The organism is Allobranchiibius sp. GilTou73 (genome assembly GCF_021391335.1).
GTDB classification, from domain to species: domain Bacteria; phylum Actinomycetota; class Actinomycetes; order Actinomycetales; family Dermatophilaceae; genus Allobranchiibius; species Allobranchiibius huperziae.
The window spans coordinates 911,929-934,505 of the sequence record NZ_CP090051.1; the positions used below are offsets into that span (position 1 = coordinate 911,929).

Annotated in this window: 24 protein-coding genes; 15 read left to right on the forward strand and 9 right to left on the reverse strand. The window is 69.7% G+C overall.

Annotated elements, in window-relative coordinates; translation table 11 throughout:
- Nucleotides 1-7: 7 nt before the first annotated feature.
- The 5 genes from pucL to LVQ62_RS04560 all read right to left on the reverse strand — a co-directional run bounded on the left by pucL (nt 8) and on the right by LVQ62_RS04560 (nt 3,245).
- Nucleotides 8-910, reverse strand: coding sequence for a factor-independent urate hydroxylase (pucL, locus tag LVQ62_RS04540; protein WP_179483329.1), 903 nt, complete (start codon nt 908-910; stop codon nt 8-10).
- A gap of 7 nt (nt 911-917) precedes the next feature.
- Nucleotides 918-1,253 (reverse strand): hydroxyisourate hydrolase, encoded by a 336-nt coding sequence (gene uraH, locus LVQ62_RS04545; protein ID WP_233765642.1) that lies wholly within the window; start codon nt 1,251-1,253, stop codon nt 918-920.
- On the reverse strand, nt 1,250-1,762 hold the full coding sequence (uraD, locus tag LVQ62_RS04550; protein WP_233765645.1) for a 2-oxo-4-hydroxy-4-carboxy-5-ureidoimidazoline decarboxylase: 513 nt from the start codon (nt 1,760-1,762) through the stop codon (nt 1,250-1,252). Before uraD ends, uraH begins: the two co-directional genes overlap by 4 nt.
- Nucleotides 1,763-1,902: 140 nt before the next feature.
- Entirely contained in the window at nt 1,903-2,667 is a 765-nt protein-coding gene (locus LVQ62_RS04555; protein ID WP_179483327.1) for an IclR family transcriptional regulator, read from the reverse strand.
- A 167-nt stretch (nt 2,668-2,834) separates the two neighbouring features.
- Nucleotides 2,835-3,245: a hypothetical protein gene (locus tag LVQ62_RS04560; RefSeq protein ID WP_233765647.1), complete on the reverse strand. Its 411-nt coding sequence runs from the start codon at nt 3,243-3,245 to the stop codon at nt 2,835-2,837.
- A 146-nt stretch (nt 3,246-3,391) separates the two neighbouring features.
- Here LVQ62_RS04560 and LVQ62_RS04565 point away from each other — a divergent pair, with 146 nt between their 5' ends.
- The 7 genes from LVQ62_RS04565 to alc all read left to right on the forward strand — a co-directional run bounded on the left by LVQ62_RS04565 (nt 3,392) and on the right by alc (nt 11,340).
- Nucleotides 3,392-4,114, forward strand: a complete 723-nt coding sequence (locus tag LVQ62_RS04565) for an aldolase/citrate lyase family protein (protein WP_233765652.1) — start codon at nt 3,392-3,394, stop codon at nt 4,112-4,114.
- A 118-nt stretch (nt 4,115-4,232) separates the two neighbouring features.
- On the forward strand, nt 4,233-5,099 hold the full coding sequence (locus LVQ62_RS04570) for a hydroxypyruvate isomerase family protein (RefSeq protein ID WP_233765655.1): 867 nt from the start codon (nt 4,233-4,235) through the stop codon (nt 5,097-5,099).
- On the forward strand, nt 5,096-5,980 hold the full coding sequence (locus tag LVQ62_RS04575) for a 2-hydroxy-3-oxopropionate reductase (protein ID WP_233765657.1): 885 nt from the start codon (nt 5,096-5,098) through the stop codon (nt 5,978-5,980). The genes LVQ62_RS04570 and LVQ62_RS04575 overlap by 4 nt, the downstream gene beginning before the upstream one ends.
- Nucleotides 5,977-7,758, forward strand: a complete 1,782-nt coding sequence (gene gcl, locus LVQ62_RS04580) for a glyoxylate carboligase (RefSeq protein ID WP_233765659.1) — start codon at nt 5,977-5,979, stop codon at nt 7,756-7,758. Before LVQ62_RS04575 ends, gcl begins: the two co-directional genes overlap by 4 nt.
- Nucleotides 7,758-8,885, forward strand: coding sequence for a glycerate kinase (locus tag LVQ62_RS04585; RefSeq protein WP_233765661.1), 1,128 nt, complete (start codon nt 7,758-7,760; stop codon nt 8,883-8,885). The genes gcl and LVQ62_RS04585 overlap by 1 nt, the downstream gene beginning before the upstream one ends.
- A 2-nt stretch (nt 8,886-8,887) precedes the next feature.
- On the forward strand, nt 8,888-10,285 hold the full coding sequence (gene allB, locus LVQ62_RS04590) for an allantoinase AllB (RefSeq protein ID WP_233765663.1): 1,398 nt from the start codon (nt 8,888-8,890) through the stop codon (nt 10,283-10,285).
- On the forward strand, nt 10,282-11,340 hold the full coding sequence (gene alc / locus LVQ62_RS04595) for an allantoicase (RefSeq protein ID WP_233765668.1): 1,059 nt from the start codon (nt 10,282-10,284) through the stop codon (nt 11,338-11,340). The genes allB and alc overlap by 4 nt, the downstream gene beginning before the upstream one ends.
- A 290-nt stretch (nt 11,341-11,630) precedes the next feature.
- Here the strand turns inward: alc and LVQ62_RS04600 are convergent, their stop codons facing one another.
- Nucleotides 11,631-12,653, reverse strand: a complete 1,023-nt coding sequence (locus tag LVQ62_RS04600) for a glycosyltransferase family 2 protein (RefSeq protein WP_233765670.1) — start codon at nt 12,651-12,653, stop codon at nt 11,631-11,633.
- Nucleotides 12,650-13,426, reverse strand: coding sequence for a glycosyltransferase family 2 protein (locus tag LVQ62_RS04605; protein WP_255696522.1), 777 nt, complete (start codon nt 13,424-13,426; stop codon nt 12,650-12,652). Before LVQ62_RS04605 ends, LVQ62_RS04600 begins: the two co-directional genes overlap by 4 nt.
- Nucleotides 13,427-13,935: 509 nt before the next feature.
- On the opposite strand from LVQ62_RS04605, the gene LVQ62_RS04610 reads away from it, so the two are divergent.
- From LVQ62_RS04610 to LVQ62_RS04625, 4 genes are read left to right on the forward strand one after another with little or no spacing between them, the layout of a single operon-like run.
- Nucleotides 13,936-15,249 carry a class I SAM-dependent methyltransferase gene (locus LVQ62_RS04610; RefSeq protein WP_233765681.1) on the forward strand — a complete coding sequence of 438 codons (1,314 nt, stop codon included), beginning with the start codon at nt 13,936-13,938 and terminating at the stop codon, nt 15,247-15,249.
- The gene (locus LVQ62_RS04615; protein WP_233765683.1) at nt 15,246-16,058 is read left to right on the forward strand and encodes a glucose-1-phosphate cytidylyltransferase; all 813 of its coding nucleotides are present in this window, start codon (nt 15,246-15,248) and stop codon (nt 16,056-16,058) included. The genes LVQ62_RS04610 and LVQ62_RS04615 overlap by 4 nt, the downstream gene beginning before the upstream one ends.
- Entirely contained in the window at nt 16,058-16,711 is a 654-nt protein-coding gene (locus LVQ62_RS04620) for a PIG-L deacetylase family protein (protein WP_233765689.1), read from the forward strand. Before LVQ62_RS04615 ends, LVQ62_RS04620 begins: the two co-directional genes overlap by 1 nt.
- Before the next feature lie 43 nt (nt 16,712-16,754).
- Nucleotides 16,755-17,774 (forward strand): NAD(P)-dependent oxidoreductase, encoded by a 1,020-nt coding sequence (locus LVQ62_RS04625; RefSeq protein ID WP_233765691.1) that lies wholly within the window; start codon nt 16,755-16,757, stop codon nt 17,772-17,774.
- A 13-nt stretch (nt 17,775-17,787) separates the two neighbouring features.
- On the opposite strand, the gene rfbC is transcribed toward LVQ62_RS04625, so the two are convergent.
- Nucleotides 17,788-18,342, reverse strand: coding sequence for a dTDP-4-dehydrorhamnose 3,5-epimerase (gene rfbC / locus LVQ62_RS04630; protein ID WP_233765693.1), 555 nt, complete (start codon nt 18,340-18,342; stop codon nt 17,788-17,790).
- Nucleotides 18,343-18,391: 49 nt separating this feature from the next.
- Here rfbC and LVQ62_RS04635 point away from each other — a divergent pair, with 49 nt between their 5' ends.
- The 4 genes from LVQ62_RS04635 to LVQ62_RS04650 all read left to right on the forward strand — a co-directional run bounded on the left by LVQ62_RS04635 (nt 18,392) and on the right by LVQ62_RS04650 (nt 22,021).
- Nucleotides 18,392-19,492 (forward strand): class I SAM-dependent methyltransferase, encoded by a 1,101-nt coding sequence (locus LVQ62_RS04635; RefSeq protein ID WP_233765695.1) that lies wholly within the window; start codon nt 18,392-18,394, stop codon nt 19,490-19,492.
- Nucleotides 19,493-19,690: 198 nt separating this feature from the next.
- Nucleotides 19,691-20,458, forward strand: a complete 768-nt coding sequence (locus LVQ62_RS04640) for a cupin domain-containing protein (protein ID WP_233765697.1) — start codon at nt 19,691-19,693, stop codon at nt 20,456-20,458.
- A gap of 5 nt (nt 20,459-20,463) precedes the next feature.
- A complete protein-coding gene (locus LVQ62_RS04645; RefSeq protein WP_233765703.1) occupies nt 20,464-21,366 on the forward strand; it encodes an oxidoreductase in 903 nt (300 codons plus the stop codon).
- A gap of 82 nt (nt 21,367-21,448) precedes the next feature.
- On the forward strand, nt 21,449-22,021 hold the full coding sequence (locus tag LVQ62_RS04650) for a TIGR00730 family Rossman fold protein (protein WP_233765705.1): 573 nt from the start codon (nt 21,449-21,451) through the stop codon (nt 22,019-22,021).
- 53 nt (nt 22,022-22,074) lie between these two features.
- Here LVQ62_RS04650 and LVQ62_RS04655 read toward each other — a convergent pair whose 3' ends face one another.
- Entirely contained in the window at nt 22,075-22,512 is a 438-nt protein-coding gene (locus LVQ62_RS04655) for an SRPBCC family protein (protein WP_179483308.1), read from the reverse strand.
- Nucleotides 22,513-22,577: the final 65 nt, after the last annotated feature.

Consider the following 22,577-nt stretch of genomic DNA (forward strand, 5'->3'; position numbering starts at 1 on the left):
AGACCTGTTACCAGGCCTGCCCGGGGTCATAGGCAGCTGACATGTCGACATCGGCCGAGCGCTTCACGGTGGCCTCGATCAGGCCGTACGGCCGGTCGTCGGCGTGGAAGACCTCGTTGTCGTTCGAGAGATCGAACGGTGACAGGTCGATGACGAAGTGGTGCTTGTTGGGGCAGCTGAGCCGGATCTCGGCGACGCCGGGCGCGGCGTCGAGGGCCTTCTGGCCCATCTCCCAGATCGTCTGCTGCAGCGCGTAGCTGTAGGAGTCGGCGAAGGCGGTCGTGAGCGCGTCGACGACGGTGTCGAAGGCGCCGTTCCAGTCGGCGTTCTCGTTCGACTCGTGCGCCCACCGTGCCGTCACGGCGGTCGCCATCACGCGGTCGTTGGTGGGCTGCAGGGTGGTGTAGCGATCCTGGTAGAAGCCGTGGAACTCTGAATCGGTGGTCTTCAGGACGACGTACCCCGTGAGACCGCTGACGACGCTGGCCGGCCGGTCGCCGTCGTTGCCCCGACGGACCGTCACCGTGCGCACGTAGTCGTCGACACGGCGGAACGCATGCGGTTGATCGCCGATCCGCTGCCAGGGGAAGGCCTCGACGGTGATCGTGGCCGATGCGACCTGGGGCACGTCGTCGACGAAGTGGTCGGCGAGCGCGACCGCGAAGGACTCCGGCGCGCGGACCGCGTCACCGGCCTCCTTCGCGAACGCGTTGACGGTGTTCTTGCACGCGTCGGTGGTGAGGACGTTGGCCTGGTCGCCGGTGATGTGCGCGTCGGCGAAATCACCGCTCAGCGCCACGCTGACGTTGTAGTCGACGATGTCGTGGCGGCTCTCGCGGCTCTCGCGGAAGACACGCACGACGTGCACCTCGGCCTTGCCGTACTGGTTGTGACCCAAGACGTAGGACATGGGTGGTTCAGCTCCCTCGGTAGGTCGAATAGGCGAACGGACTGAGTAGGACGGGCACGTGGTAGTGCCGTTCGTCGGTGACGACGAAGGTGATGCAGACCTCGGGGTAGAACGCCTCGACGTCGTGCGCGGCGAAGTAGTCGCCGGTCACGAAGACGATGCGGTGGGTGCCCGGGTCGAGCGGGGTGTCGGCAAGGCTCGTGACGCGGCCGTCGTCGTCGGTGATGCCCGATCCGATGCGGTGCCAGTCGTTCTCGATGCCGCGTGCGAAGGCCTCGACGGGGATGCCGGCGGCCGGCACACCGCGTACGGCGTCCAGCACGTGGGTGGACAGGGTGCTCATCGGACCATCGCCTCCAGGCGCAGACGGGTGATCATCCGCAGTTGCTCGATGACCTCGGCGAGCTCGGTCTGCTCGTCGTTGTCCATCCTGCGGTGCAGCTCGGCGAGGATCTCGGCCGGCGTGCGACCGGCGGCGCGGATGAGGAAGACCCGGTCGAAGCGCCGCTCGTAGGCGCGGTTTCCCTGCAGGAGGTCGTGTCGGACCTGGTCGTCGGCATCGGTGACCGAAGCCTGCTCGGCTCGGGAGAAGTGCCCGGACGCGGAGGAGCCGGCCGGTCGCTCGCCGATCCGAGGGTGGTCGGCGAGGGCGTCCGCCACATCCTGCTCGGTCAGGGCTGCGAAGGCGGTGTCGGAGGCACTGAGCAGGCGATCGCGATCGCCGTACGGGCGGCCCTGCACCATTCGGCGCACCCAACTCGGCGCTGCACAGCACGTCCGCAGCAGATCGGACGCGCGGTCGGCCGCGAGGTCGTCGAAGACGCCTGCCGGGAGCGAGTGGATGTCGGTCACGTGGTCTCTTTCGTCATGCGAAATTTATATTCCGCGATAAGGAATATGACACTCGTCACGTCGGTCGTCAAGAGGCTGGTGCGAACGGCGGTGGGCATCGTGCCCGGACAGCGCCGCCTGGTTTCGGCCGCTCGCTGCCGCTACGCGGTGGCGCTGTCGAGGTCGCTCGCGAGGCGCGCGGCGACGTCCTGCAGGAACGGGATCGCGCGTTTGCGCACCGCGCCGGTGATCCGGCTGGACGGTGCGGACATCGAGACCGACATCAGGGCGGTAGCGCTGGGCACGGCGACGGCGATGCAGGTCACCCCGAGCTCCATCTCGCCGTCCTCGGTGGCGTACCCGTTCTTGCGGATGCGGGCCAGCTCGGTGAGCATCACGTCGGGATCGGTGATGGTCTTGTCGGTCATCGCGGGCATGCCGGCGCGCCCCAGGATCGCGAGGACCTCCTCATCGGGCAGCTGCGCCAACAGCGCCTTGCCCGCGGCGCGGCAGTGGGGCGGGACGTGCCGGCCCAGGTCGGTGAACATCCGCAGCGCACGCGGCGACGGCACCTGCCCCACGTAGACGAGCTGGTCGCTGTCGAGCGTCGCGAGGTTGGCGGTCTCGCCGAACTCCTGCACGATGCGGCTCAACTCGGGCGCGCTCCGGGAGCCGAACGCGATCAGGGCGGTCGCGCCCAGCGGGATCAGCCGCGAGCCGAGCGCGTACCGGCGGTCGGGCAGCTGTCGCAGGTACCCGCGATCCGCCAGGGTGCGCACGATCCGGTGGATGGTCGGCATCGGCAGGCCGGAGACGTTGCTCATCTCGACCAGGGCCATCTCACCGCCTGCGGCGTCGATGGCCTCCAGGATGTCCAGGGCACGTCCCACCGACTGCACGCCACCGCTTCTGCCGCCGTCAGCCATGAACTCTCCTCGGGTGTGGTGCGAGATCGGTGCGACGCTGTCACGCTCGACGTCGGACGCACACGGTGGATCGGCGCAGGATCGTGCGACCGCCGATTCGGGTCCCAAGCGTAGTTGGTGCTCGTCCCCGCCGGGCGGTATCAGCTGCTACGTTCCGGCATACGAAATTAATCTTCCAAAATGAGCTGGAGGAGAGACCGATGGCCGATGACGCCACCGAAGACCTGATCGCCGAGCTGGATCACCTGCTCGCGGGCGCCGACCGGGACCTGACGGCGGGCTACCCCGGGGACCGGGTGGATCGCGCACCCGTGCACACCGTCTACGTGCCCGCCGATCGGTACGACGCCGGCACGCCGCAGGCCTGGGGTCGGGAGGCCCTGCGGCTGCTCGACGACTACGCGCCGACCGCCGACGCACTCGCGGGCGCCACCGGGCTGGCACCCGAGCGGCTCGCCGACGTCTACGACCGGGTGCGAGCCAAGCTCGTCCGCGAGCCCATCGAGGATCTGCGGGTCGACTTCGAGGACGGTTACGGCCGACGTGCCGAGGGCGTCGAGGACGGGGATCTCGCACACGCGCTCGCGGCGTACGAGAGCCAGCGCGCGGACGGCACCCGCCCCGCGTGGTGGGGGATCCGCTTCAAGGCGTTCGAAGCGCCGACCCGCGAACGCGGTGTACGCACCCTGGCGCGGTTCCTCGAGCAGACCTGCACGGGGGTCGGGTGCCGGACGGGCTCACCCTCACGCTGCCCAAGGTCACGTCCGTCGACCAGGTGCGGGCGATGGCGCTGGCGCTGGAACGGATCGAGGTCACGCTCGGCCTTCCCGCCCGTTCGATCGGATTCGAGATCCAGATCGAGACCGCGCAGGCGATCCTGGCAGCGGACGGCACTGCGGCGGTGGCGACGATGGTGCATGCGTCCGGTCGGCGCGCGACGAGCCTCGTGTACGGCACGTTCGACTACAGCGCGGGCCTCGGTGTGGCGGCGCCCTACCAGGCGCCCGACCACCCGGTGGCCGATCACGCCAAGGCCGTCATGCAGGTCGCCGCCGCTCAGACCGGCGTGACCGTCTCGGACGGTGCCACGAACGTCGTCGACTTCACCTCGGCCGAGGCGGCGGGCGCGACCTGGGCACTGCACACCGCGCTCGTGCTGCGCTCGCTGCGGTGGGGCATCTACCAGGGCTGGGACATGTGCCCGGGCCATCTGGTCTCCCGCTACGTCGCCACCTACCTCTTCTTCCGCGAGGCCCTGCGCCCGGCGGCGGCCAGGCTCGCGGCGTACGTCGGGCGGGTGGAGGGCGGAGTGATGGACGAGCCGGCCACCGCCCGGATGCTCGCGTCGGCGCTGTTGCGCGGCGTCCGCTGCGGCGCGGTCGACGAGGACGAGGTACGGCAGCTGGCAGGTCTCTCGGTCGAGCAGCTGGTCGACCTCACCCGCTGACTTCGCGGCGGTTCGCGGCGGAGAGGGGCCTTCCGGTCGAAGGGGTTTACGGATGTGCCTTCCTCCGGCTATTCTGAATGGCGGAATATAACTTCCACGATGCGGAACAAGGAGAACGATGGTGACTTCGACCCGGTACGCGGTGAACATCTCGATCCTGTTCACCGAGATCCCCTTCCTGCAGCGTCCCGCCGCGGCGCGGGCCGCCGGCTTCGACGCCATCGAGTGCTGGTGGCCGTGGGAGACGGCGACGCCGACCCAGAAGGAGCAGGACGACTTCATCCGTGCCGTGCAGGACGCCGGAGTGCGGCTCATCGGCCTGAACTTCTTCGCCGGCGACATGCCGGGCGGCGAGCGCGGCCTGGTCAGCTGGGTGGAACGGCAGCAGGAGTTCCTGGTCAACATCCCGGTCGTCGTCGAGCTCGGCCGCCGGAGCGGGTGCCGCGCGTTCAACGCCCTCTACGGCAACCGCGTTCCCGGTGCCGACGTGGCCGCGAGCGACGCGGCCGGCGTCCGGGCACTCGCGACGGCGGCCGCGGCGGTCGCCGAGATCGGCGGCGTCGTACTCCTGGAGCCGGTGAGCGGGTGTCCGGACTACCCCCTCAAGACCGCGGCCGACGTGTTCGCGGTCATCGGTCGGGTCCGGCGGCAGACCGGCGTCCACAACGTGCAGTTCCTCTGCGACCTCTACCACCTCGCGGCGAACGGCGACGACCTCGACGCGGTCGTCCGGGAGTACGGCGACCGCGTCGGCCACGTGCAGATCGCCGACGATCCCGGGCGTGGTGAACCGGGCACCGGTCGGCTGGACCTGGCGGGGTACGTACGCCGGCTGCAGGACGCGGGATACCGCGGCTACGTGGCGCTGGAGTACAAGACCGCCTGCACCACCGAAGCCGGCCTGGACGGCTGGCTGCCGAGGGGCGAACGAGGCGCGACCGGCGCCGACAACGTCCGCGAGACCAACGACAGGAGCACCGTATGAGCACGTGCATCGCCTTCATCGGCCTGGGCATCATGGGCAGCCCGATGGCGGTTCATCTGCAGGAGGCCGGCCACCAGGTGACCGGCTACGACCCCACGCCGGACAAGACGGCGGCCCTGGTGGCCGCGGGAGGTCGCGCCGCGGGCTCCGCCGCCGAGGCGATCCGCGACGCGGAGGTGATCGCGGTGATGGTGCCCGACAGCCCGCACGTCGCATCGGTGCTGCAGGACGAGGGCGGGGTCTTCGACTCCGCCGCGTCCGGTGCGCTGATCATCGACTTCTCCTCGATCCGCCCGGACGTCACGGCCGAGCTCGCCTCGACCGCGAAGGCTCGGGGCCTGCGGATCATCGACGCTCCCGTCTCAGGCGGCGAGGCGGGTGCGAAGAACGCCGCGTTGTCGATCATGGTCGGCGGCTCGGCGGAGGACTTCGAGCTCGCCCAGCCGCTGCTCGACGTCGTCGGGAAGACCGTCGTCCACGTCGGTCCGTCGGGTGCCGGCCAGACCGTCAAGGCCGCCAACCAGCTGATCGTGGCGATCAACATCGAGGCCGTCGCCGAGGCTCTGGTCTTCCTCGAGGCGTACGGCGTCGACACGAAGGCCGCGCTCGACGTGCTCGGCGGCGGCCTCGCGGGAAGCGCCGTGCTCGAGCAGAAGCGCGACAACATGACCACCCGCAGCTTCGAGCCGGGATTCCGGATCGACCTGCACCACAAGGACATGGGCATCGTCACCTCCGCCGCGCGGGAGGCCGGGGTCGTGCTGCCGCTCGGCGCGCTCGCGGCTCAGCTGGTCGCCTCGGTGCGCGCGTGCAGCGGTGGCGGCCTGGACCACTCGGCGCTGCTGCAGGGTGTCGAACGACTCTCCGGAGGTTCCAAGTGACGATCATGCGGGCGGTCGACGCCGCCGTACTCATCCTGGAGAAGGAGGGCGCGACACAGCTGTTCGGGCTGCCCGGCGCCGCCATCAACCCGTTCTACAGCGCGGTCCGCGACCACGGCGGGATCAGGCACGTGCTGGCCCGTCACGTCGAGGCCGCCTCGCACATGGCCGAGGGCTACACCCGCGCGGCCGCCGGCAACATCGGCGTCTGCGTGGGGACGTCGGGGCCGGCCGGCACCGACATGATCACCGGGCTGTACTCCGCCTCCGCCGATTCCGTCCCGATGCTCGCGATCACCGGTCAGGCACCGGTGGCCAAGCTGCACAAGGAGGACTTCCAGGCGGTCGACATCGCCGCGATCGCCGCACCGGTGGCCAAGTGGGCCGTCACGGTGATGGAGGCGGGCCAGGTGCCCGGCACCTTCAGCAAGGCCTTCCACCTGATGCGATCGGGGCGTCCCGGGCCCGTGCTGATCGACCTGCCGATCGACGTGCAGATGGCTCAGATCGACTTCGACATCGACACCTACGAGCCGCTGAAGGTCGCCCGGCCCGAGGCCACAGCCGCCCAGGCGCAGCGGATCCTCGACATGCTGGCCGCCGCCGAGCGTCCGGTGATCGTCGCGGGCGGTGGCATCGTCACGGCCGACGCGGCCGAGGACCTGGTGGCGTTCGCCGAGCTCACCGGCATCCCCGTCATCCCCACCCTCATGGGGTGGGGCGCCATCCCCGACGACCACCCCCTCATGGCCGGGATGGTCGGTCTGCAAACGTCGCACCGCTACGGCAACGAGACCCTGCTCGCCGCGGACTTCGTACTCGGCATCGGCAACCGGTGGGCCAACAGGCACACCGGCGGCATCGACACCTACACCGCCGGGCGCACCTTCGTGCACGTCGACATCGAGCCCACCCAGATCGGCCGCGTCTTCGCTCCCGACTACGGCGTGGTCTCGGACGCGGGCGCCGCACTGCGCCGCCTGATCGAGGTCGGGCAGGGGAGCCGGCTGCCCGACCGCTCGGCCTGGGCGCAGGAGTGCCGCGAACGTCGCGGCCGGTTGCACCGCAAGACCAATTTCGACGTGGTGCCGATCAAGCCGCAGCGGGTCTACCAGGAGATGAACGCCGCGTTCGGGACCGACGCGACGTACGTCTCGACGATCGGGCTGTCGCAGATCCAGGCAGCGCAGCTGCTGCACGTCTACCACCCCCGGCACTGGATCAACGCCGGGCAGGCCGGTCCGCTCGGCTGGACGCTCCCGGCGGCACTCGGGGTGGCCACGGCGAGCCCGGACGCCAACGTCGTCGCGCTCTCGGGTGACTACGACTTCCAGTTCCTGCTGGAGGAGCTGGCCGTGGGCGCGCAGTTCAACATCCCCTACATCCACGTCGTGGTGAACAACGCCTACCTCGGCCTGATCCGGCAGAGTCAGCGCGGCTTCGACATGGACTACTGCGTCCAGCTCGCCTTCGACAACATCAACGCCGAGGAGGGTGCGGACGCGACCGTGAGGGGCTACGGCGTCGATCACGTCCGAGTCGTGGAAGGACTGGGCTGCAAGGCCATCCGTGTGACCGAACCGGACGCCATCCGGGACGCGCTGGAGGACGCGAAGAAACTTCGCGACGAATTCCACGTGCCGGTCGTCGTGGAGGTCATCCTGGAGCGCGTGACCAACGTGTCGATGGGTACCGAACTGGACAACATCGTGGAGTTCGAAGAGCTGGCCGCCCGGGGCGAGGACGCCCCCGGTGCGGTCGTGGCGTTGCTGGACTGATGGTGCGCATCGTCGTCGCCGTCGACAAGTTCAAGGGCTCGCTGACCGCTCGGGACGCCGCGGCCCGCATCGCCGCGGGCCTGCGGTCGGTGGATCCCTCGATCGAGGTCGTCACCGCACCGGTGGCCGACGGCGGCGACGGCACGGTCGATGCCGCGATCGACGCGGGTTTCGACTCTCGCACGGTCACCGTGGACGGACCCACCGGTGCACCGGTCGAGGCGAGGTACGCGATGCTCGCGGAGCGAAGCGGCGTCACCTGCGTGGTGGAACTGGCCAACTCCTGCGGCCTGCAACTGCTCCCGAGCGGTGCGGCGGCGCCCATGACCTCGTCGACCCGGGGCCTCGGACAGGTGATGGGCGCGGCTCTGGACGCCGGGTGCGGTCGCCTCGTGGTCGGCGTCGGCGGCAGTGCCAGCACCGATGGCGGTGCCGGGATGCTGTCGGCGCTCGGCGCGCGCATCCTGGACGCCGCCGGACGTCCTGTCGGCCCCGGCGGCGGCGCGTTGATCGACGTACGCCGGGTCGACCTGACCGCGGCCCGCGCGCGCCTGGCCAGGGTCCGTCTCGAACTCGCCTGCGACGTGGACAATCCGCTGACGGGTGAGCACGGTGCCGCCGCCGTGTACGGCCCGCAGAAGGGCGCCGACCCCGACCAGGTGCGCGTCCTGAACGACGCGCTCGCACACTTCGCGTCGCTGGGTGACCGCACGCTCGCACGTCGTCCGGGCGCGGGGGCCGCCGGCGGAACGGGATACGCCGCCCTGCTGCTCGGCGCCCGGCTGAGGTCCGGCATCGAGACGCTCCTGGAGATCACCTCGTTCACCGACTCGCTGCGCGGAGCCGATCTGGTGATCACGGGGGAGGGATCCCTCGACGCACAGAGTCTGCGCGGGAAGACGCCGATGGGGGTCGCGAACGCGGGACGGACGGCCGGCATCCCCGTGCACGCCGTCGCCGGGCGGGTGACGGTCTCAGCGGAGGAACTGCATCTCGCCGGTATCGACGCTGCCTACGCGCTCACGGACATCGAGCCCGACGTCGCGACCTGTATCAAGGACGCCGGCCCGCTGCTGGAACGCCGCGCCGCGGCGCTGCTCACCGACGTGCTGGAAAGGACCCGCTGACCATGCCCGAAGCATTCGATCAGATCTTCGTGGCATCCCGGGCCGTCGTCGCCGGGATCGAGCGGCCGGCCGTCGTCGGTGTCCGCGCCGGGACCATCGCCGCGGTCGGGACGGGCGACGCCGACGCCGACTGGAGCGGCGAACGCATCCGGTTGGCCGACGACGAGGTGCTGGTGCCGGGGATGGTCGACACGCATGTGCATGTCAACGAGCCCGGCCGCACCGACTGGGAGGGCTTCGCGTCCGCGACGAGTGCCGCCCTCAGCGGCGGGACCACCACGTTGCTGGACATGCCGCTCAACAGCCTGCCGCCCACGACCACGCTGCAGGCATTGCGGGTCAAGCAGGACGCGGCGCGCGGTCAGTGCTTCATGGACGTCGGGTTCTGGGGCGGCGCGGTCCCGGGCAATCTCGACCAGCTCGGGCCGCTGCACGACGCCGGGGTGTTCGGCTTCAAGTGCTTCCTGATCGACTCCGGGGTGCCGGAGTTTGCGCCACTGTCGAGCAGCGAACTGGTGCAGTACATGCAGCGCGTCGCCGAGCTCGGTGCGCTGATGATCGTGCATGCCGAGGATCCGGACGTGATCGCGGCGGCTCCGCAGGCCCGCGGTCGGCGGTACTCCGACTTCGTCGCCTCCCGCCCGGACTCCAGCGAGGTGTCCGCGATCCACACCGTCATCGAGGCCGTCCGCCGCACGGGCGCCCGTGCGCACATCCTGCACCTGTCGAGCGCCGCCGCCCTCGATGAGCTGCGCGCCGCCAAGGCGGAGGGTCTGCCGTTGACCGTCGAGACGTGTCCGCACTATCTGACCTTCGCCGCCGAGACCATCCGCGACGGCTCCACCACGCACAAGTGCTGCCCCCCGATCCGTGGCGAGAGCAATCGCGACGAGCTCTGGGAGGGACTGAGTGACGGCACGATCGACATGGTCGTGAGCGACCATTCCCCCTGCACGGTGGACCTCAAACAGCTCGACTCCGGGGACCTCGGCACCGCTTGGGGCGGCGTCGCATCCGTCGAGGTCGCCCTGCGGGCCGTCTGGACGGGTGCCCGTGAGCGGGGCATCGAGCTGGCGCGCGTCGTCGACTGGATGAGTACGAGGCCGGCCGCCGTCGTGGGCCTGACCGAGCAGGGCGGCATCGACGTCGGCCGACGTGCCGATCTGGTCGCCTTCGCACCGGAGGAGAGCCTGACCGTCGACGCCCGGCGGTTGCACCACAAGAACAAGCTCACGGCGTACGACGGGATCACCCTGCGCGGGGCAGCCCGGCGTACCTGGCTCGGAGGGCGCGAGGCGAGCACCGCACACGCGGACGGCCGCTTCCTCGTCCGTAGTGACACCCCTGCCCCGACCCGCATCGCAACGAGCCGTGAGCCCGACCCCAAGGAGACGCCATGAACGACGCCCCGGACTTCACCCGACTGCCCGACCTGGCCTCGCGCCGTCTGGGAGCAGGGGTGGTGGCGGCCAGCGACGAGCTGTTCGCCGAGAAGGAGAACCTCATCAAGGCGGACGCCCCGACGTACGCCAGTTTCACCTTCGGCAACAAGGGTCAGGTGTACGACGGGTGGGAGACCCGGCGTCGCCGCGAGCCCGGGATCGACTGGGCCGTGATCCGGCTCGGCTCGCCGGGCATCGTGCACGGCGTCCTGGTCGACACCTCGTTCTTCACGGGCAACTACCCGCCGCAGGTGTCGCTGCAGGGCGCGTACATCGACGGCTACCCAGCGCCCGACGAGCTCTCAGACGCCGACTGGTTCGAGCTGGTCGGGGTGCAGCCGGTCCAAGGGGACAGCGTCAATCCGTTCACGGTGTCGCAGCGTCGCCTGGTGTCGCACGTGCGCCTGCGGATGCACCCGGACGGCGGCATCGCGCGCCTGCGGGTGCACGGTGAGGTCGTGCCCGACCCTCGTCTGGTGGCGCAGGGTCAGGTCGACCTGGTGGCCGTGGAACTCGGCGGCAAGGTCACCGACTGCTCGAACATGTTCTACTCGGCGCCGGCCAACCTCATCCTGCCCGGTGAGGCACGCTCGATGGGCGAGGGGTGGGAGACCTCCCGCCGGCGCGACGACGGCCACGACTGGGTGCAGTTCGCGCTCGCCGGACCGGGCGCCGTCCGCATCGTCGAACTCGACACGCGGCACTTCGTCGGCAACGCGCCGGGGTGGGCGCGTCTCACCGGCACCTCGGTCGACGGCCAGCAGGTCGAGATCCTGCCCCGCACGCGCCTGCAGCCGGACACCCGTCACCGGTTCCGGGTTTCGGCCATCGATGGCATGAATGGCCTGGATGGGCTGGAGGGACAGAACAGCCCGGATATCGTTGCGGCCCGGCTCGAGGTCTTCCCGGACGGTGGGATGGCGCGGGTGCGGTTGTGGGGACCGCTGACCGATCGTGGCCGGTCCGACATCGGCGCGCGGTGGCGCAATGCCGGCGGTGTGATGGCACAGTGAGGGTGTGACGTCGAGCACCCCCGGGAGTCCCCGCGATTCACGCGTCGAGGGGAGGTCCGTGCCCACCCTGGGAGGTCCACACCATAAAATTGCTGCCATGGCACCGAACGTCGATGCACAACGAGGATGCATGTGCGGGCATACGTTCGATTCGCACGAGCATCTGCGGCGTGGCACCGACTGCGCGTTCCGTCGGGAGTGCGGGTGCCTGCGCTTCCGCCCCGCCGAGCCCAAGGGGCCGGTGGAGATCGTTCAGCGCTGGTGGTGGACCGGCCGCCGATGACGTCGGGTCAGGCGGCGGGTACGGCGGTGTCGGCCGGAGCAGGTCGCGTCGTGGTGGGGGTGTAGTTCGCCGCCTTGCCACGCACGTAACCGGCCACCGTCGTCGCTGTGCCGGCGAGGATCGCTCCCGCGCCGAGCAGATGGCGCGGACTGACGTTGAACAGTTCGCGCAGCACCGCACGCGGGAGCACAGCGGCGACGTAGCGGCGTTCGGAAGCCAGAGCCGCGTCCTGGCCGACCATCCGAGACACTGCGGCCTTGGACACGCCCTCGGCGTAGCACCGGGAGAACAGGTAGGACCAGGTCAGCCGATCCGGGCTCACCCGGTGGGCGGCTCGCGCGCGGGGCTCGAAGACGAAGGAGGAATCGGGCACCGACTGCGCGATACGGATGCACATCTCGGTCTCCTCGCACCCCAGCGGGATACGACCGATCCTGCCGAGATCCTCGCTGAACATCCCCACCTGCCCGAAGACCTCGGCGCGCATCGACATGTTGCACCCCATCAGGTTGCGCACCGTGGCCGCGTCGGCCGGCAGACCCTCGTAGGTGCACCCGATGACCCAGTCCAACTCGCCCCGTTCACCGCCGCGTGGCGCGGGCAGTGTGGCGGGGCGACGGACACCGACCGGCCACAACGGCTGGGCCGAGCCGCCGACGCCCATCACATGGTCGTCGGCGTAGTGCGCGACCATCGATTCCAGCCATCGCGGGTCGGCGGTGGCGTCGTCGTCGAGGAATGCCAGGACCTCACCGTGGGCGGCTTCGATACCGGTGTTGCGAGCTCCGGACAGGCCGGGCAGGTGGGCGTTGGCGACGACCGAGATCGCCATGTGATCGGGCTTCAGGGCACCGAACCGCTGACGCGCCTTCTGCAGCAGCACGTCGTTGTGGTCCACGACTACCAGCAGCTGGATCGGGGGCAGGGTCTGCTCGAGCACCGACTGGACGCTCTCGCACAGGTCCTGCCATCGCCGTTCGGTGTATGCGCAGACGATGACCGAGAACGTCGGCTCCGCGATGGTCCTCACGCGCTGATGCTGGGCCGGCGGACCTGCTCGGCAGGAGCGGTCGTCGTCGTCAGGACGGTCGCGCCACGACGCCGCAGCGCGGTGGCCCTCTGTCGCTCGGACACGATCGTGCGCAACACCCGGAACCCGTCCTTGAAGGTGTGCAGGTTGCTCTCGCCGTGGATGCGGGGACGCTCGATGCTCGGCACCTCGCGGATCTGGACCCCGGCGCCGACCATCCTCAGGTTGATCACGGTCTCGATCTCGAAGCCGTCGCCCCAGATCATCCCGCCGGGCGGGACGGGCGCGTCGATGTCGGGCAGGCCGAGCGCCGGCACCAGCTCGGTCCAGAACGCGTTGTAGCCGTAGCACAGGTCGCTGAAGCGCTGGCCGAACGTGAGATTGACCAGGACGTGCAGCCCGGTGGCGCCCACATGCCGCAGGAGGGTGATGTCGTCACTGCCGCCGCCCTTGATGAAACGGCTGCCCTTGGCGAAGTCGGCGCCGTTGATGAGCGCGTCGACGTACGCGGGGATCTCCCGGGCATCGGCCGATCCGTCGGCGTCGAACATGACGATGATGTCGCCGGTGGCAGCCTTGAAGCCGCACGCGAGGGCGTTCCCCTTGCCCTTGCGCGTCTGCTTGACGACCTTGATGTCGGGCATGACCTGGCGTGCGACCTCGACGGTGCCGTCGGTCGAATTGCCGTCCACGAGGATGACCTCGTGCACGGGAGGCAACGTCGGCAGCACGGCTCGCAGGTTGTCGGCCTCGTTCTTCGCGGGCACGACCACGGTGATCGTCGGTTGCCGGCTGGCGCGGCCTCGATCGGTTTCCAGGTGCGCTGCTCGAAGGTGGAACCCTCGGCGAGCGAACGTGGCGAGTTGCGATACATGAGTGCTTTCCCCGGTGACGTAATGATGCTGAGCAGGTGTGAATGCGGTGCTTCTTCGGTGCGGGCGGACTCTGTGAGGACGATACCCCCCATTACTTGAATCTTGGACTTGTATAGCGGATCGAACCATCGTGTTCCCAGTGATGGAGCCGGAATATTGGGTCGTGCAATTACTTGACAGCACGTAACTTGCCACCATGGGGGTCGTGCCATTACGAAGTCTTTACCAACGCCTTACACCCGCTGAACAGTGTTGAGCAGCACTTAGCACCTACGCATTTCCCCCGTATGAAGTCGTCCTCGGGCCTAGAGTCGGCACCAGCGCGCACAGTCGGCCGGCCTGCTCAGCCGGGTGTCTGCCGCGCCCGCGCGCGACGCTCGCCACCGACGAGGGGGACACCGATCGCCATGCAGGAGCAGCTCGCCGATTCGGCGCCCTCTGCCTGCCGTCTGTGCGGCAGCACCAGGTTGCGCAGCGTGCTGGACTTGGGGGCGACGCCGCCGTGCGAGTCGTTCCTCACTTCCGACGAACTGGACCGTCCGGAGTCGACGTACCCGCTGCACCTGCGGTTGTGCGAGCAGTGCCTGCTGCTGCAGATCCCAGCGCTCATCACCCCGGATGAGACGTTCACCGACTACGCCTACTTCTCGTCCTACTCCGACTCATGGGTCGAGCACGCGCGCTCCTACGTGCAGCAGGCCGAAGACCGGCTGGGGCTCACGGGCGACTCCTTCGTGGTCGAGGTCGCCTCCAATGACGGGTACCTGCTGCAGCACTTCCTGGGGTCCGTGCCCTGTCTGGGCATCGAACCGTCGGTGAACGTCGGCGCTGCGGCGCGCGACCGGGGCGTGCCGACCCGCACGGACTTCCTGGACGAGCAGGTCGCGGCGCAGGTGCGTCGCGAGCACGGCCCGGCCGACCTCGTGGTCGCCAACAACGTCTACGCTCACATCCCCGACCTGCTCGGATTCACCCGCGCCCTGCGCGGGCTGGTGGCCGACGACGGGACGGTGTCGATCGAGGTTCACCACGCGCTCAATCTGGTGCGGTACGCGCAGTTCGACACGATCTACCACGAGCACTTCCAGTACTACACGCTGCTCTCGGCGACGCGGGCACTCGCGACCGCGGGCCTGGCCGTCGTCGACGCGGAATTGATCCCGACGCACGGCGGATCGCTGCGCATCTGGGCACGGCCGGCCTCGGTGAGCGGCGAGCCGTCCGATGCGGTGGCGCGGATCCTGGCCGTGGAGCAGGAAGCAGGACTTCACGATCCGGCCGGGTACGACGCACTCGCGACGCGCACGGCCGCGATCCGACAGGATCTGTTGCGCTTCCTGCTCGACGCCGCACGCGATGGGTTGCGGGTGGCCGGCTACGGCGCACCGGGCAAGGGCAACACCCTGCTGAACTACTGCGGCATCCGTCCGGACCTGCTCGCCTACACCGTGGACCGCAACCCGTACAAGCACGGCCGGTTCACTCCCGGCACCCGCATCCCGATCCATCCGCCGGAGTACCTGGACGCCGACCGACCCGACCTGGTGCTCGTGATGCCCTGGAACCTGCGCACCGAGCTGACCTCCTCGCTCGCGCACGTCGCGCAGTGGGGCGGGCGGCTCGTGTTCGCGCTGCCGGAACTGACCGTGCTCGACCCGTCAGGCTCGTCCGATCCGTCTGGGCAGGTCGACATGGCGCGTACGACGGGGGTGCAGGCATGAAGGTCGTCCTCTTCTGCGGCGGGTACGGGATGCGGATGCGTGGCAGCACCGACGACGTCCTCACCAAGCCCATGCACCTGGTCGGCCCGCGGCCGATCATCTGGCACGTGATGCGCTACTACGCGCACTTCGGCCACACCGAGTTCATCCTCTGCCTGGGCTACGGGGCGGACCAGATCAAGGACTACTTCCTGCGTTACGAGGAGACCGCCTCCAACGACTTCGTCCTGCGGGACGGGAAGGTGCAGCTGCTCGACACCGACATCGCCGACTGGACGATCACCTTCGTCAACACCGGGCTCAACTCACCGATCGGCGAGCGCCTGCGCCGGGTGCGTCCCCACCTGGAGGGCGACGAGGTCTTTCTCGCCAACTACGCCGACGTCCTCACCAACCTGCCGCTCGACGCGATGATCGATGAGTTCAAGGGAACCGACTGCGCCGCAGCGCTGCTCGCGGTCCCGCCCCAGTCCTCGTTCCATGTGGTGCAGTTCGACGAGCAGCACCGGGTGCGCGACCTGGAGCAGGTCGGCGTGATGTCGATCTGGGAGAACGGCGGCTACTTCGTGCTCACACAGGCGGTGTTCGACCACCTGCCGGTCAACGGCGACCTGGTCGGCGACGTCTTCGAGGCCCTGCTCGCGCAGGGCCGGCTGCTCGCCTACCCCTACTCGGGGTACTGGAAGCCGGCCGACACCTTCAAGGAGCGTGCCGAACTCGATCACGCCTGGGACACCCACGATGCTCCGTGGGCCCTGTGGAACGGCTCCGATCCGGGCAAGCCCGCGTCGCACCCCAGGACCAGTTGATGCTCGAGCTCACGACCGGCCCGATCGATCGGGTCGTGCTCCTCGCCGCGCATTGTGACGACCTCGCGATCGGGGCGGGCGGCACGATCCTCCTGCTCGCGGCCGCCCGGCCCGACCTGCGGGTCGATGCCGTGGTTCTCACCGGCGGGGGTGGCCCGCGCGAGGCCGAGGAGCGCGCCGCGTTACACCGGATGTGCCCCGAAGCCGATCTGCGTCTCACCGTGCTCGACCTGCCCGACGGCCGGGTGCCCTCCTACTTCGACGTGGCCAAGGACGCGATCGTCGCGGCCCGCGAGTCCGGCGCGGGCGGACTCGTCCTCGCGCCCCAGATCGCCGACGCCCATCAGGATCACCGTGCGGTCGGCGAGATCGCGCCGACCGTCTTCCGGGACCACCTGGTCCTGCACTACGAGATCCTGAAGTGGGAGAGCGACCTTCCTGCCGTCACCGCGTACCAGCCGTTGGATCGCGCCACGATGCGGGCGAAGCTCGCGGTGATCCAGGAGAGCTACCCCAGCCAGGCGCATCACGACTGGTTCGACGACGAGACGTTCCTCGGCCTGGCCCGTGTCCGCGGGGTGCAATGCCACGCGCGGTACGCCGAGGCATTCGTCGCACCCAAGACCACCCTGGGGATCGGACGCAGCCGGTGAACGGCCGCGCACCGCTCCCCGCGACGACGAAGGACGGCTGACGTTGAGACTGCTAGTGACCGGTAACCAGGGGTATCTCGGCTCGGTGATGGTCCCCCTCCTGCAGGCGGCGGGCCACGACGTCGTCGGATACGACACCGGGCTGTACGCCGACAGCGTGCTCGGCCCGGCGCCGACGGATCCGCCGACGATCGCGAAGGACATCCGCGACGTGGCGCCGGGCGACCTGGAGGGATGCGAGGCCGTCATCCATCTGGCCGCGCTGTCCAACGACCCGCTGGGTGCCCTCGAGCCGCAGATCACCCACGACATCAACCATCACGCGTCGGTGCGTCTGGCGAAGGCCGCGAAGGAGGCCGGCGTGCGCCGCTTCCTCTACGCCTCGACGTGCTCGGTCTACGGCGCGGCCGGTGCCGACGCCGTGACGGAGGACTCGCCGATGCGTCCGGTGACGCCGTACGCCGAGTCCAAGGTGCGGGTCGAGAGCGACGTGCACGACCTGGCCGACGGCGAGTTCGAACCGGTCTTCCTGCGCAACGCGACCGCGTTCGGCGCCTCGCCGCGACTGCGTGCAGACATCGTGCTGAACAACCTCGTCGGCCACGCGATGCTGAGCGGACGGGTGCTGGTGATGTCCGACGGCACGCCCTGGCGTCCTTTGGTGCATGCCCGGGACATCGCCGAGGCGTTCTCCCGCTGCCTCACCGCCCCGCGGGAGGCAGTGCACGCCATGGCGTTCAACGTCGGCGCCGAGATGAACAACGCCACCGTCGCGCAGATCGCGCAGGAGGCGCAGCGTGCGGTGCCCGGCTCGGAGCTGGACATCACCGGGGAGACGGGATCGGATCCGCGGTCCTACCGGGTCGACTTCAGCGCGATCCGGGCGGCGTTGCCCGGTTACGAGGCGACGTGGTCGATCGCCGACGGGGCGCACGAGCTCGCGGCGGCATACCGATCGGCTCCGCTCACCCGGGAGGGGTTCGACGGCGACTTCGTGCGGCTCGCGGTGCTGCAGCGCAAACAGGAGGCCGGCCTGCTCGACGCGGATTTCCGGCCGAGGTGAATGCGACGTGCCCTCAGTCTCGTTCGCGTGTCTTGAGCAGGATCTGCAGCTCCGCGAAGGTCCCTGCGGACAGGTCGCGCTCGCTCATCGTGCCGACCGGCACCGGCCAGTCGATCGCCAGGTCCGGGTCGTCGTAGCGGACCGCCAGGTCCTCGCTCGGGTCGTGTGCGCGGTCGATGCGGTAGCAGACGTCGGCCACCTCGCCGAGGACCTGGAAGCCGTGCAGGAAACCTGGCGGGACGTAGAGGTGGGCGAAGGTCTCGTCGTCCAGGCGGACGCTGACCTGCTCTCCGAAGGCGGCCGAACCGGTGCGGATGTCGACCAGTACGTCGAGGATCGCGCCGTGTGCGCAGCGCACCAGCTTGCCCTCCCCGGCGCCGGAGCGGCCGTGCATGCCGCGGATGACGCCGCGCGACGAGCGCGACTGGGAGTCCTGGATGAACGCTGCCGGGTCCAGTCCGTGCTCGGCCGCGATCTGGGCGTCGAAGGTGCGGGTGAAGAAGCCGCGCGCGTCGAAGTGCGGCTCGGGTGTGAAGAGCACCGGGCCGGGCAGATCGAAGGACGTCACGCGCACGAATTCATCTAAGCGCGTCGGTGTCGAGCGCGAAGGAGATCTGATGACGGGACACAGGTGCCGGGCGTGCGGCGGCCGGCGCGGCACGACGATCCTCGACCTCGGCGAGCAGCCCGCGGCTGATCACTTCCCGCCCGCGGACGACCCGGGCCCCGACCCCCGGTTCGCGTTGTCGATGTGGTGTTGCGCCGACTGCCACCTCGCCCAGCTCGCCGATGACGACACGAGCACCGAGGAGCCGCGGGGTCTCGAACCGCAGGCCCTGGTGCTGCAGGCCAGGGAGGCCCTGGCGCGGGTCGCCGCCGCAGGTCTGCTCGGTGGCCGTGAGAGCGTGAGTGAGTTCCCGTCGCCGCACGGCGGCAGCTGGCTGCAGGACGCGGCGGCATACGGCCCGACGATGGTCGCCGAGGGAGTGGCGGACGTGATCGTCGACAGCTTCGGGATCATGCACGAGCGTGACCAGGCGGTCGGCATACAGCGCCGCGTCGAGCGGCTCGCGCCGGGTGGAGTGCTGCTGCTGCAGTACCAGTCGTTGGACAGCATCGTGACTCAGGGCGCGTGGAACGCGTTGCGGCACGGTCACTTCGGCTACTACAGCTTCTTGTCGCTGCAGCCCTTGCTCGCCCAGCAGGGCCTGGAGGCGGTGCGAGCGTGGGACTTCGACCTCTACGGCGGCACCGTGCTGCTGGCCGTGATGCGGACGACGGACGGGTACCCGGTGCACCGGTCGGTCTCGCTGCTCGCCGAGCGGGACCGGGCATCGGGTATGTCTGATCCTGCGATGCTCGCCAGGCTGCAGGGCCAGGTCGATCGACACATCGCATGGCTGCGGGGAGATCTGGCGGACCGGCGCGCCGCCGGGCGCACCGTCCTCGGCTACGGAGCCGCGTCTCGCGCTGCTGGTCTGCTCGCTGCGGCTCGGGTGGACGCGACGCTGCTCCCGGCGGTCGCGGACGCGGGCGCGGGCAAGCAAGGGCGCCGGATGCCGGGCACGGACATCCCGATCGTCTCTCCCGACCAACTGCTACGAGCCGACCCGGACGACGTGCTGCTCTTCCTGCCGGACCTGCTCCCGGAGGTGGAGCGCTCCTTCCCGGGGCTTGCGGGACGATGGCGACCAGGCGAGCCGCCGCCACCCTCCTGACACCGACCGGCCACAGCACGCCCACAGGGCCTGCGAATTCAGGCCAATCCGCGGGCATCGTGCGGTTCGCGGGAGCACACTGGTGGCACAGCGTGCGTGTACTGCGGAATCACCGAAAACCCGGGGGTGCCGACGTCCGATGAGGACGGCCGGTGATCGCGGTCAGGCCACGCTCCAACACCCGGTGAGGGGAGTGTCGTGACAGGCGTGTTGCCCGAGAAGTCCGAGGTCGGCCCGGACGCCTTCTCGCCCGATCCTGCGCAGAGCACGGCGCAGCGTGTGGCGTTCCAAGGCGTCGGCAGCGGGGTGCGTTCGCACCGGACGGCCAGGGGCCTGTCGCTCCGCGAGCTCGCCCGGCAGCTGGGGGTGTCGGCGTCGTTCATCTCCCAACTGGAGAACGGCAAGTCCCAGCCCTCGGTAGCAACCCTCGTGGCCATCTGCGACGCCCTCGCCGTGACGTTCGACGAGTTGTTCGCGGCGTGCATCGCACTCGATGCGCCGGCCCGGACGGAGCCTCCCGAGGCGCCCCACCTGGCCGGATCGCAGGATGTCGACCGAGAGCGCGCCGCACGCACCTCGCCTCCGGCGGGTGGCGACGACGCACGCCGACGGACCGACGCGGACGGCCTCGTCGTGCACGCCGGAGCACGGCGGCGGTTGGCACTGGAGACCGGCGTGGTCTGGGAGCAGCTCTCGTCGGCCCCGTCCACCCCCGCCGAGTTCCTGCTCGTCACCTACGAGGTCGGTGGCACCTCGACCACCGGTACGAAGATGAGTCGACATGACGGCATGGACTACGGCTACGTCCTGAGCGGCGAGTTGACCCTCACGCTGGGGTTCGAGACGCACGTCCTCGGCCCCACCGACTCGATCTCCTTCGACTCCAGCATTCCGCACCGTTTCCACAATTCCGGCAACGAACCGGCGCGTGCCATCTGGTTCGTGCAGAGGGGAGTGACACCCTGACGGGCATGGGATGGAACCCCCGCCAGATCGGCGACCTGTCAGGACGTACCGCGGTCGTCACCGGTGCGAACTCGGGCATCGGTCGGCACGAAGCCGCCCAGCTCGCCGAACACGGCGCTCGGGTGGTGCTCGCCGTACGCGACGTCGACTCCGGCCGCGCGGCCGCGGAGGGGATGAAGGGCGACGTCCGGGTCGCACACCTTGACCTGGCGTCCCTGGCGTCGGTGCGCGCGTTCGCGGACGGCATCGAGGAGCCGGTGGATCTGCTGGTCAACAACGCCGGATTGATGGAGCCGCCGCGCTACCGCGAGACGGTCGACGGTCACGAACTGCAGTTCGGCACCAACCATCTGGGCCACTTCGCGTTGACCGCGCTGCTGCTGCCGCGACTGCTGCAGGCGGCCGCGCCGCGAGTGACGACGGTGTCCTCCATCGCCCACTTCCGCGGGAACGACGCCGTGCTGGAGGGCAACCCGCCGCAGACCTACGTACCCGGCACGGCGTACGGGCAGTCCAAGCTCGCCAACCTGCTCTTCGCGCTGGAGCTGCAGCGACGCGCCGACCGGGCCGGTCTGGCTCTCACCTCGACCGCGGCGCACCCCGGTGTCGCGTCGACGGGCCTGGTCGCCGATCCGGACGGCTTGGGCCACAACCCCGTCGTGCGCCATGTGCTCCCGATCCTCATGCGGGTGGTGCTTCCCGGTGGGGCGGGTGGGGCGCGGCCGGTGCTCTACGCCGCCACCGATGCCGCACCGGGGACCTACACCGGACCGAAGGGGCCAGGTGAGGTGCGCGGCCCCGTGGGCGAGGCGAAGCAGAGTCGATTCGCGCGCGACGAGAGTCTTGCCGCACGGTTGTGGTCGGTGAGCGAGGAGCTGACCGGCATCCCCTTCCCAGTCGAGGGGTAGGGACGTCGTCGAGAGGTGGACGTATGAGCCCACCCCTCGAGGAGATCCGCACCCCTCGACGGGAGCGGGTTAGCGTGGCGGGATGCGCGTCGCGATCTTCATCGGTTCCTCACCCGGCAACGATCCGGCGTACGCCGATGCCGCGGCCGCGCTCGCGACCCACCTGGCGCAGCGGCGGGTGGGCATCGTCTACGGCGGCGGTCACGTCGGGCTGATGGGCGTCGTCGCGGACGCCGCGCTGCAGGCGGGCGGCGACGTCATCGGCGTCATCCCACGGTCCCTGGCGGACGCCGAGGTCGCGCACGGCGCGCTCAGCCACCTCGAGGTCGTCGAGACGATGCACGAGCGCAAGGCCCGGATGGCGCAGCTGGCCGACGCGTTCGTCGCACTCCCCGGTGGGATCGGCACCATGGAGGAGTTCTTCGAGGTGTGGACCTGGCTGCAGCTCGGTATCCACGCCAAGCCCGTCGCCTTGTACGACGTGGAGGACTTCTGGGCGCCGATGCGCACCCTCGTCACCTCGATGGTCGACGCTGGATTCCTGCGGGCCGAGGTCGCGGAGCAGTTGATCCAGGTCGATGACCCGGACGCCCTGCTGGCCGGGATCGCCCGCTGGAGGCCCGTCGCGCAGCGCTGGTCGCCCCCTGCTCCCTGATCGTCAGCGGATCCGTGGCGAGGTCACCACAGAACCGCTGACGATCGGGTCGATCAGAGGGTCTCGAGGGTCTTGGTCAGGTCGCGCACGGTGTCCTTGGCCAGCTTCAGGAAGATCAGATTCATCACCGGCTCGCTGAGCTTCGCGAGCCCGTTGAAGGTGACCGTCGCCTCGTAGGTGACCTTGGCGCCGGTCGTGGACGGCTCGACCCTGATGTCGTCGCGCGAGGTGGCGGTCTTGTTCGTGCCCACGAAGACCACCCGCTGCGGCTCGATCTGCACGAGCTCGTACTCCAGCTCGGTCTTGATGGCGATCAGCTTGGACACGTTGTGCCAGCGGGAGCCGACCTGCACCGGATCGGTGTCGACCCCGATGCGGGTGCACGAGACGGTGCCGGGGTCCCACTGCTCGGCGTGCGCGAAGTCCTTGAGGTACTCGATCGCGACGGACGGATTGACCTGCACCTCGAAGGTGCGGATGACGTGGACCATGGCTGTCCTTGCTGTGAGAGCGGTGGCGGCCGGGGCCGTGGTCTCCTCACTCTACGAACGTCGGC

Excerpts from the sequence above, each read along its gene's own strand:
- pucL (WP_179483329.1), bottom strand. The coding sequence starts at position 910 with ATGTCCTACGTCTTGGGTCACAACCAGTACGGCAAGGCCGAGGTGCAC.
- uraH (WP_233765642.1), bottom strand. The coding sequence starts at position 1,253 with ATGAGCACCCTGTCCACCCACGTGCTGGACGCCGTACGCGGTGTGCCG.
- LVQ62_RS04555 (WP_179483327.1), bottom strand. The coding sequence starts at position 2,667 with ATGGCTGACGGCGGCAGAAGCGGTGGCGTGCAGTCGGTGGGACGTGCC.
- LVQ62_RS04570 (WP_233765655.1), top strand. The coding sequence starts at position 4,233 with ATGGTGACTTCGACCCGGTACGCGGTGAACATCTCGATCCTGTTCACC.
- LVQ62_RS04575 (WP_233765657.1), top strand. The coding sequence starts at position 5,096 with ATGAGCACGTGCATCGCCTTCATCGGCCTGGGCATCATGGGCAGCCCG.
- LVQ62_RS04585 (WP_233765661.1), top strand. The coding sequence starts at position 7,758 with ATGGTGCGCATCGTCGTCGCCGTCGACAAGTTCAAGGGCTCGCTGACC.
- allB (WP_233765663.1), top strand. The coding sequence starts at position 8,888 with ATGCCCGAAGCATTCGATCAGATCTTCGTGGCATCCCGGGCCGTCGTC.
- alc (WP_233765668.1), top strand. The coding sequence starts at position 10,282 with ATGAACGACGCCCCGGACTTCACCCGACTGCCCGACCTGGCCTCGCGC.
- LVQ62_RS04610 (WP_233765681.1), top strand. The coding sequence starts at position 13,936 with ATGCAGGAGCAGCTCGCCGATTCGGCGCCCTCTGCCTGCCGTCTGTGC.
- LVQ62_RS04615 (WP_233765683.1), top strand. The coding sequence starts at position 15,246 with ATGAAGGTCGTCCTCTTCTGCGGCGGGTACGGGATGCGGATGCGTGGC.
- LVQ62_RS04620 (WP_233765689.1), top strand. The coding sequence starts at position 16,058 with ATGCTCGAGCTCACGACCGGCCCGATCGATCGGGTCGTGCTCCTCGCC.
- LVQ62_RS04635 (WP_233765695.1), top strand. The coding sequence starts at position 18,392 with ATGACGGGACACAGGTGCCGGGCGTGCGGCGGCCGGCGCGGCACGACG.
- LVQ62_RS04645 (WP_233765703.1), top strand. The coding sequence starts at position 20,464 with ATGGGATGGAACCCCCGCCAGATCGGCGACCTGTCAGGACGTACCGCG.
- LVQ62_RS04650 (WP_233765705.1), top strand. The coding sequence starts at position 21,449 with ATGCGCGTCGCGATCTTCATCGGTTCCTCACCCGGCAACGATCCGGCG.
- LVQ62_RS04655 (WP_179483308.1), bottom strand. The coding sequence starts at position 22,512 with ATGGTCCACGTCATCCGCACCTTCGAGGTGCAGGTCAATCCGTCCGTC.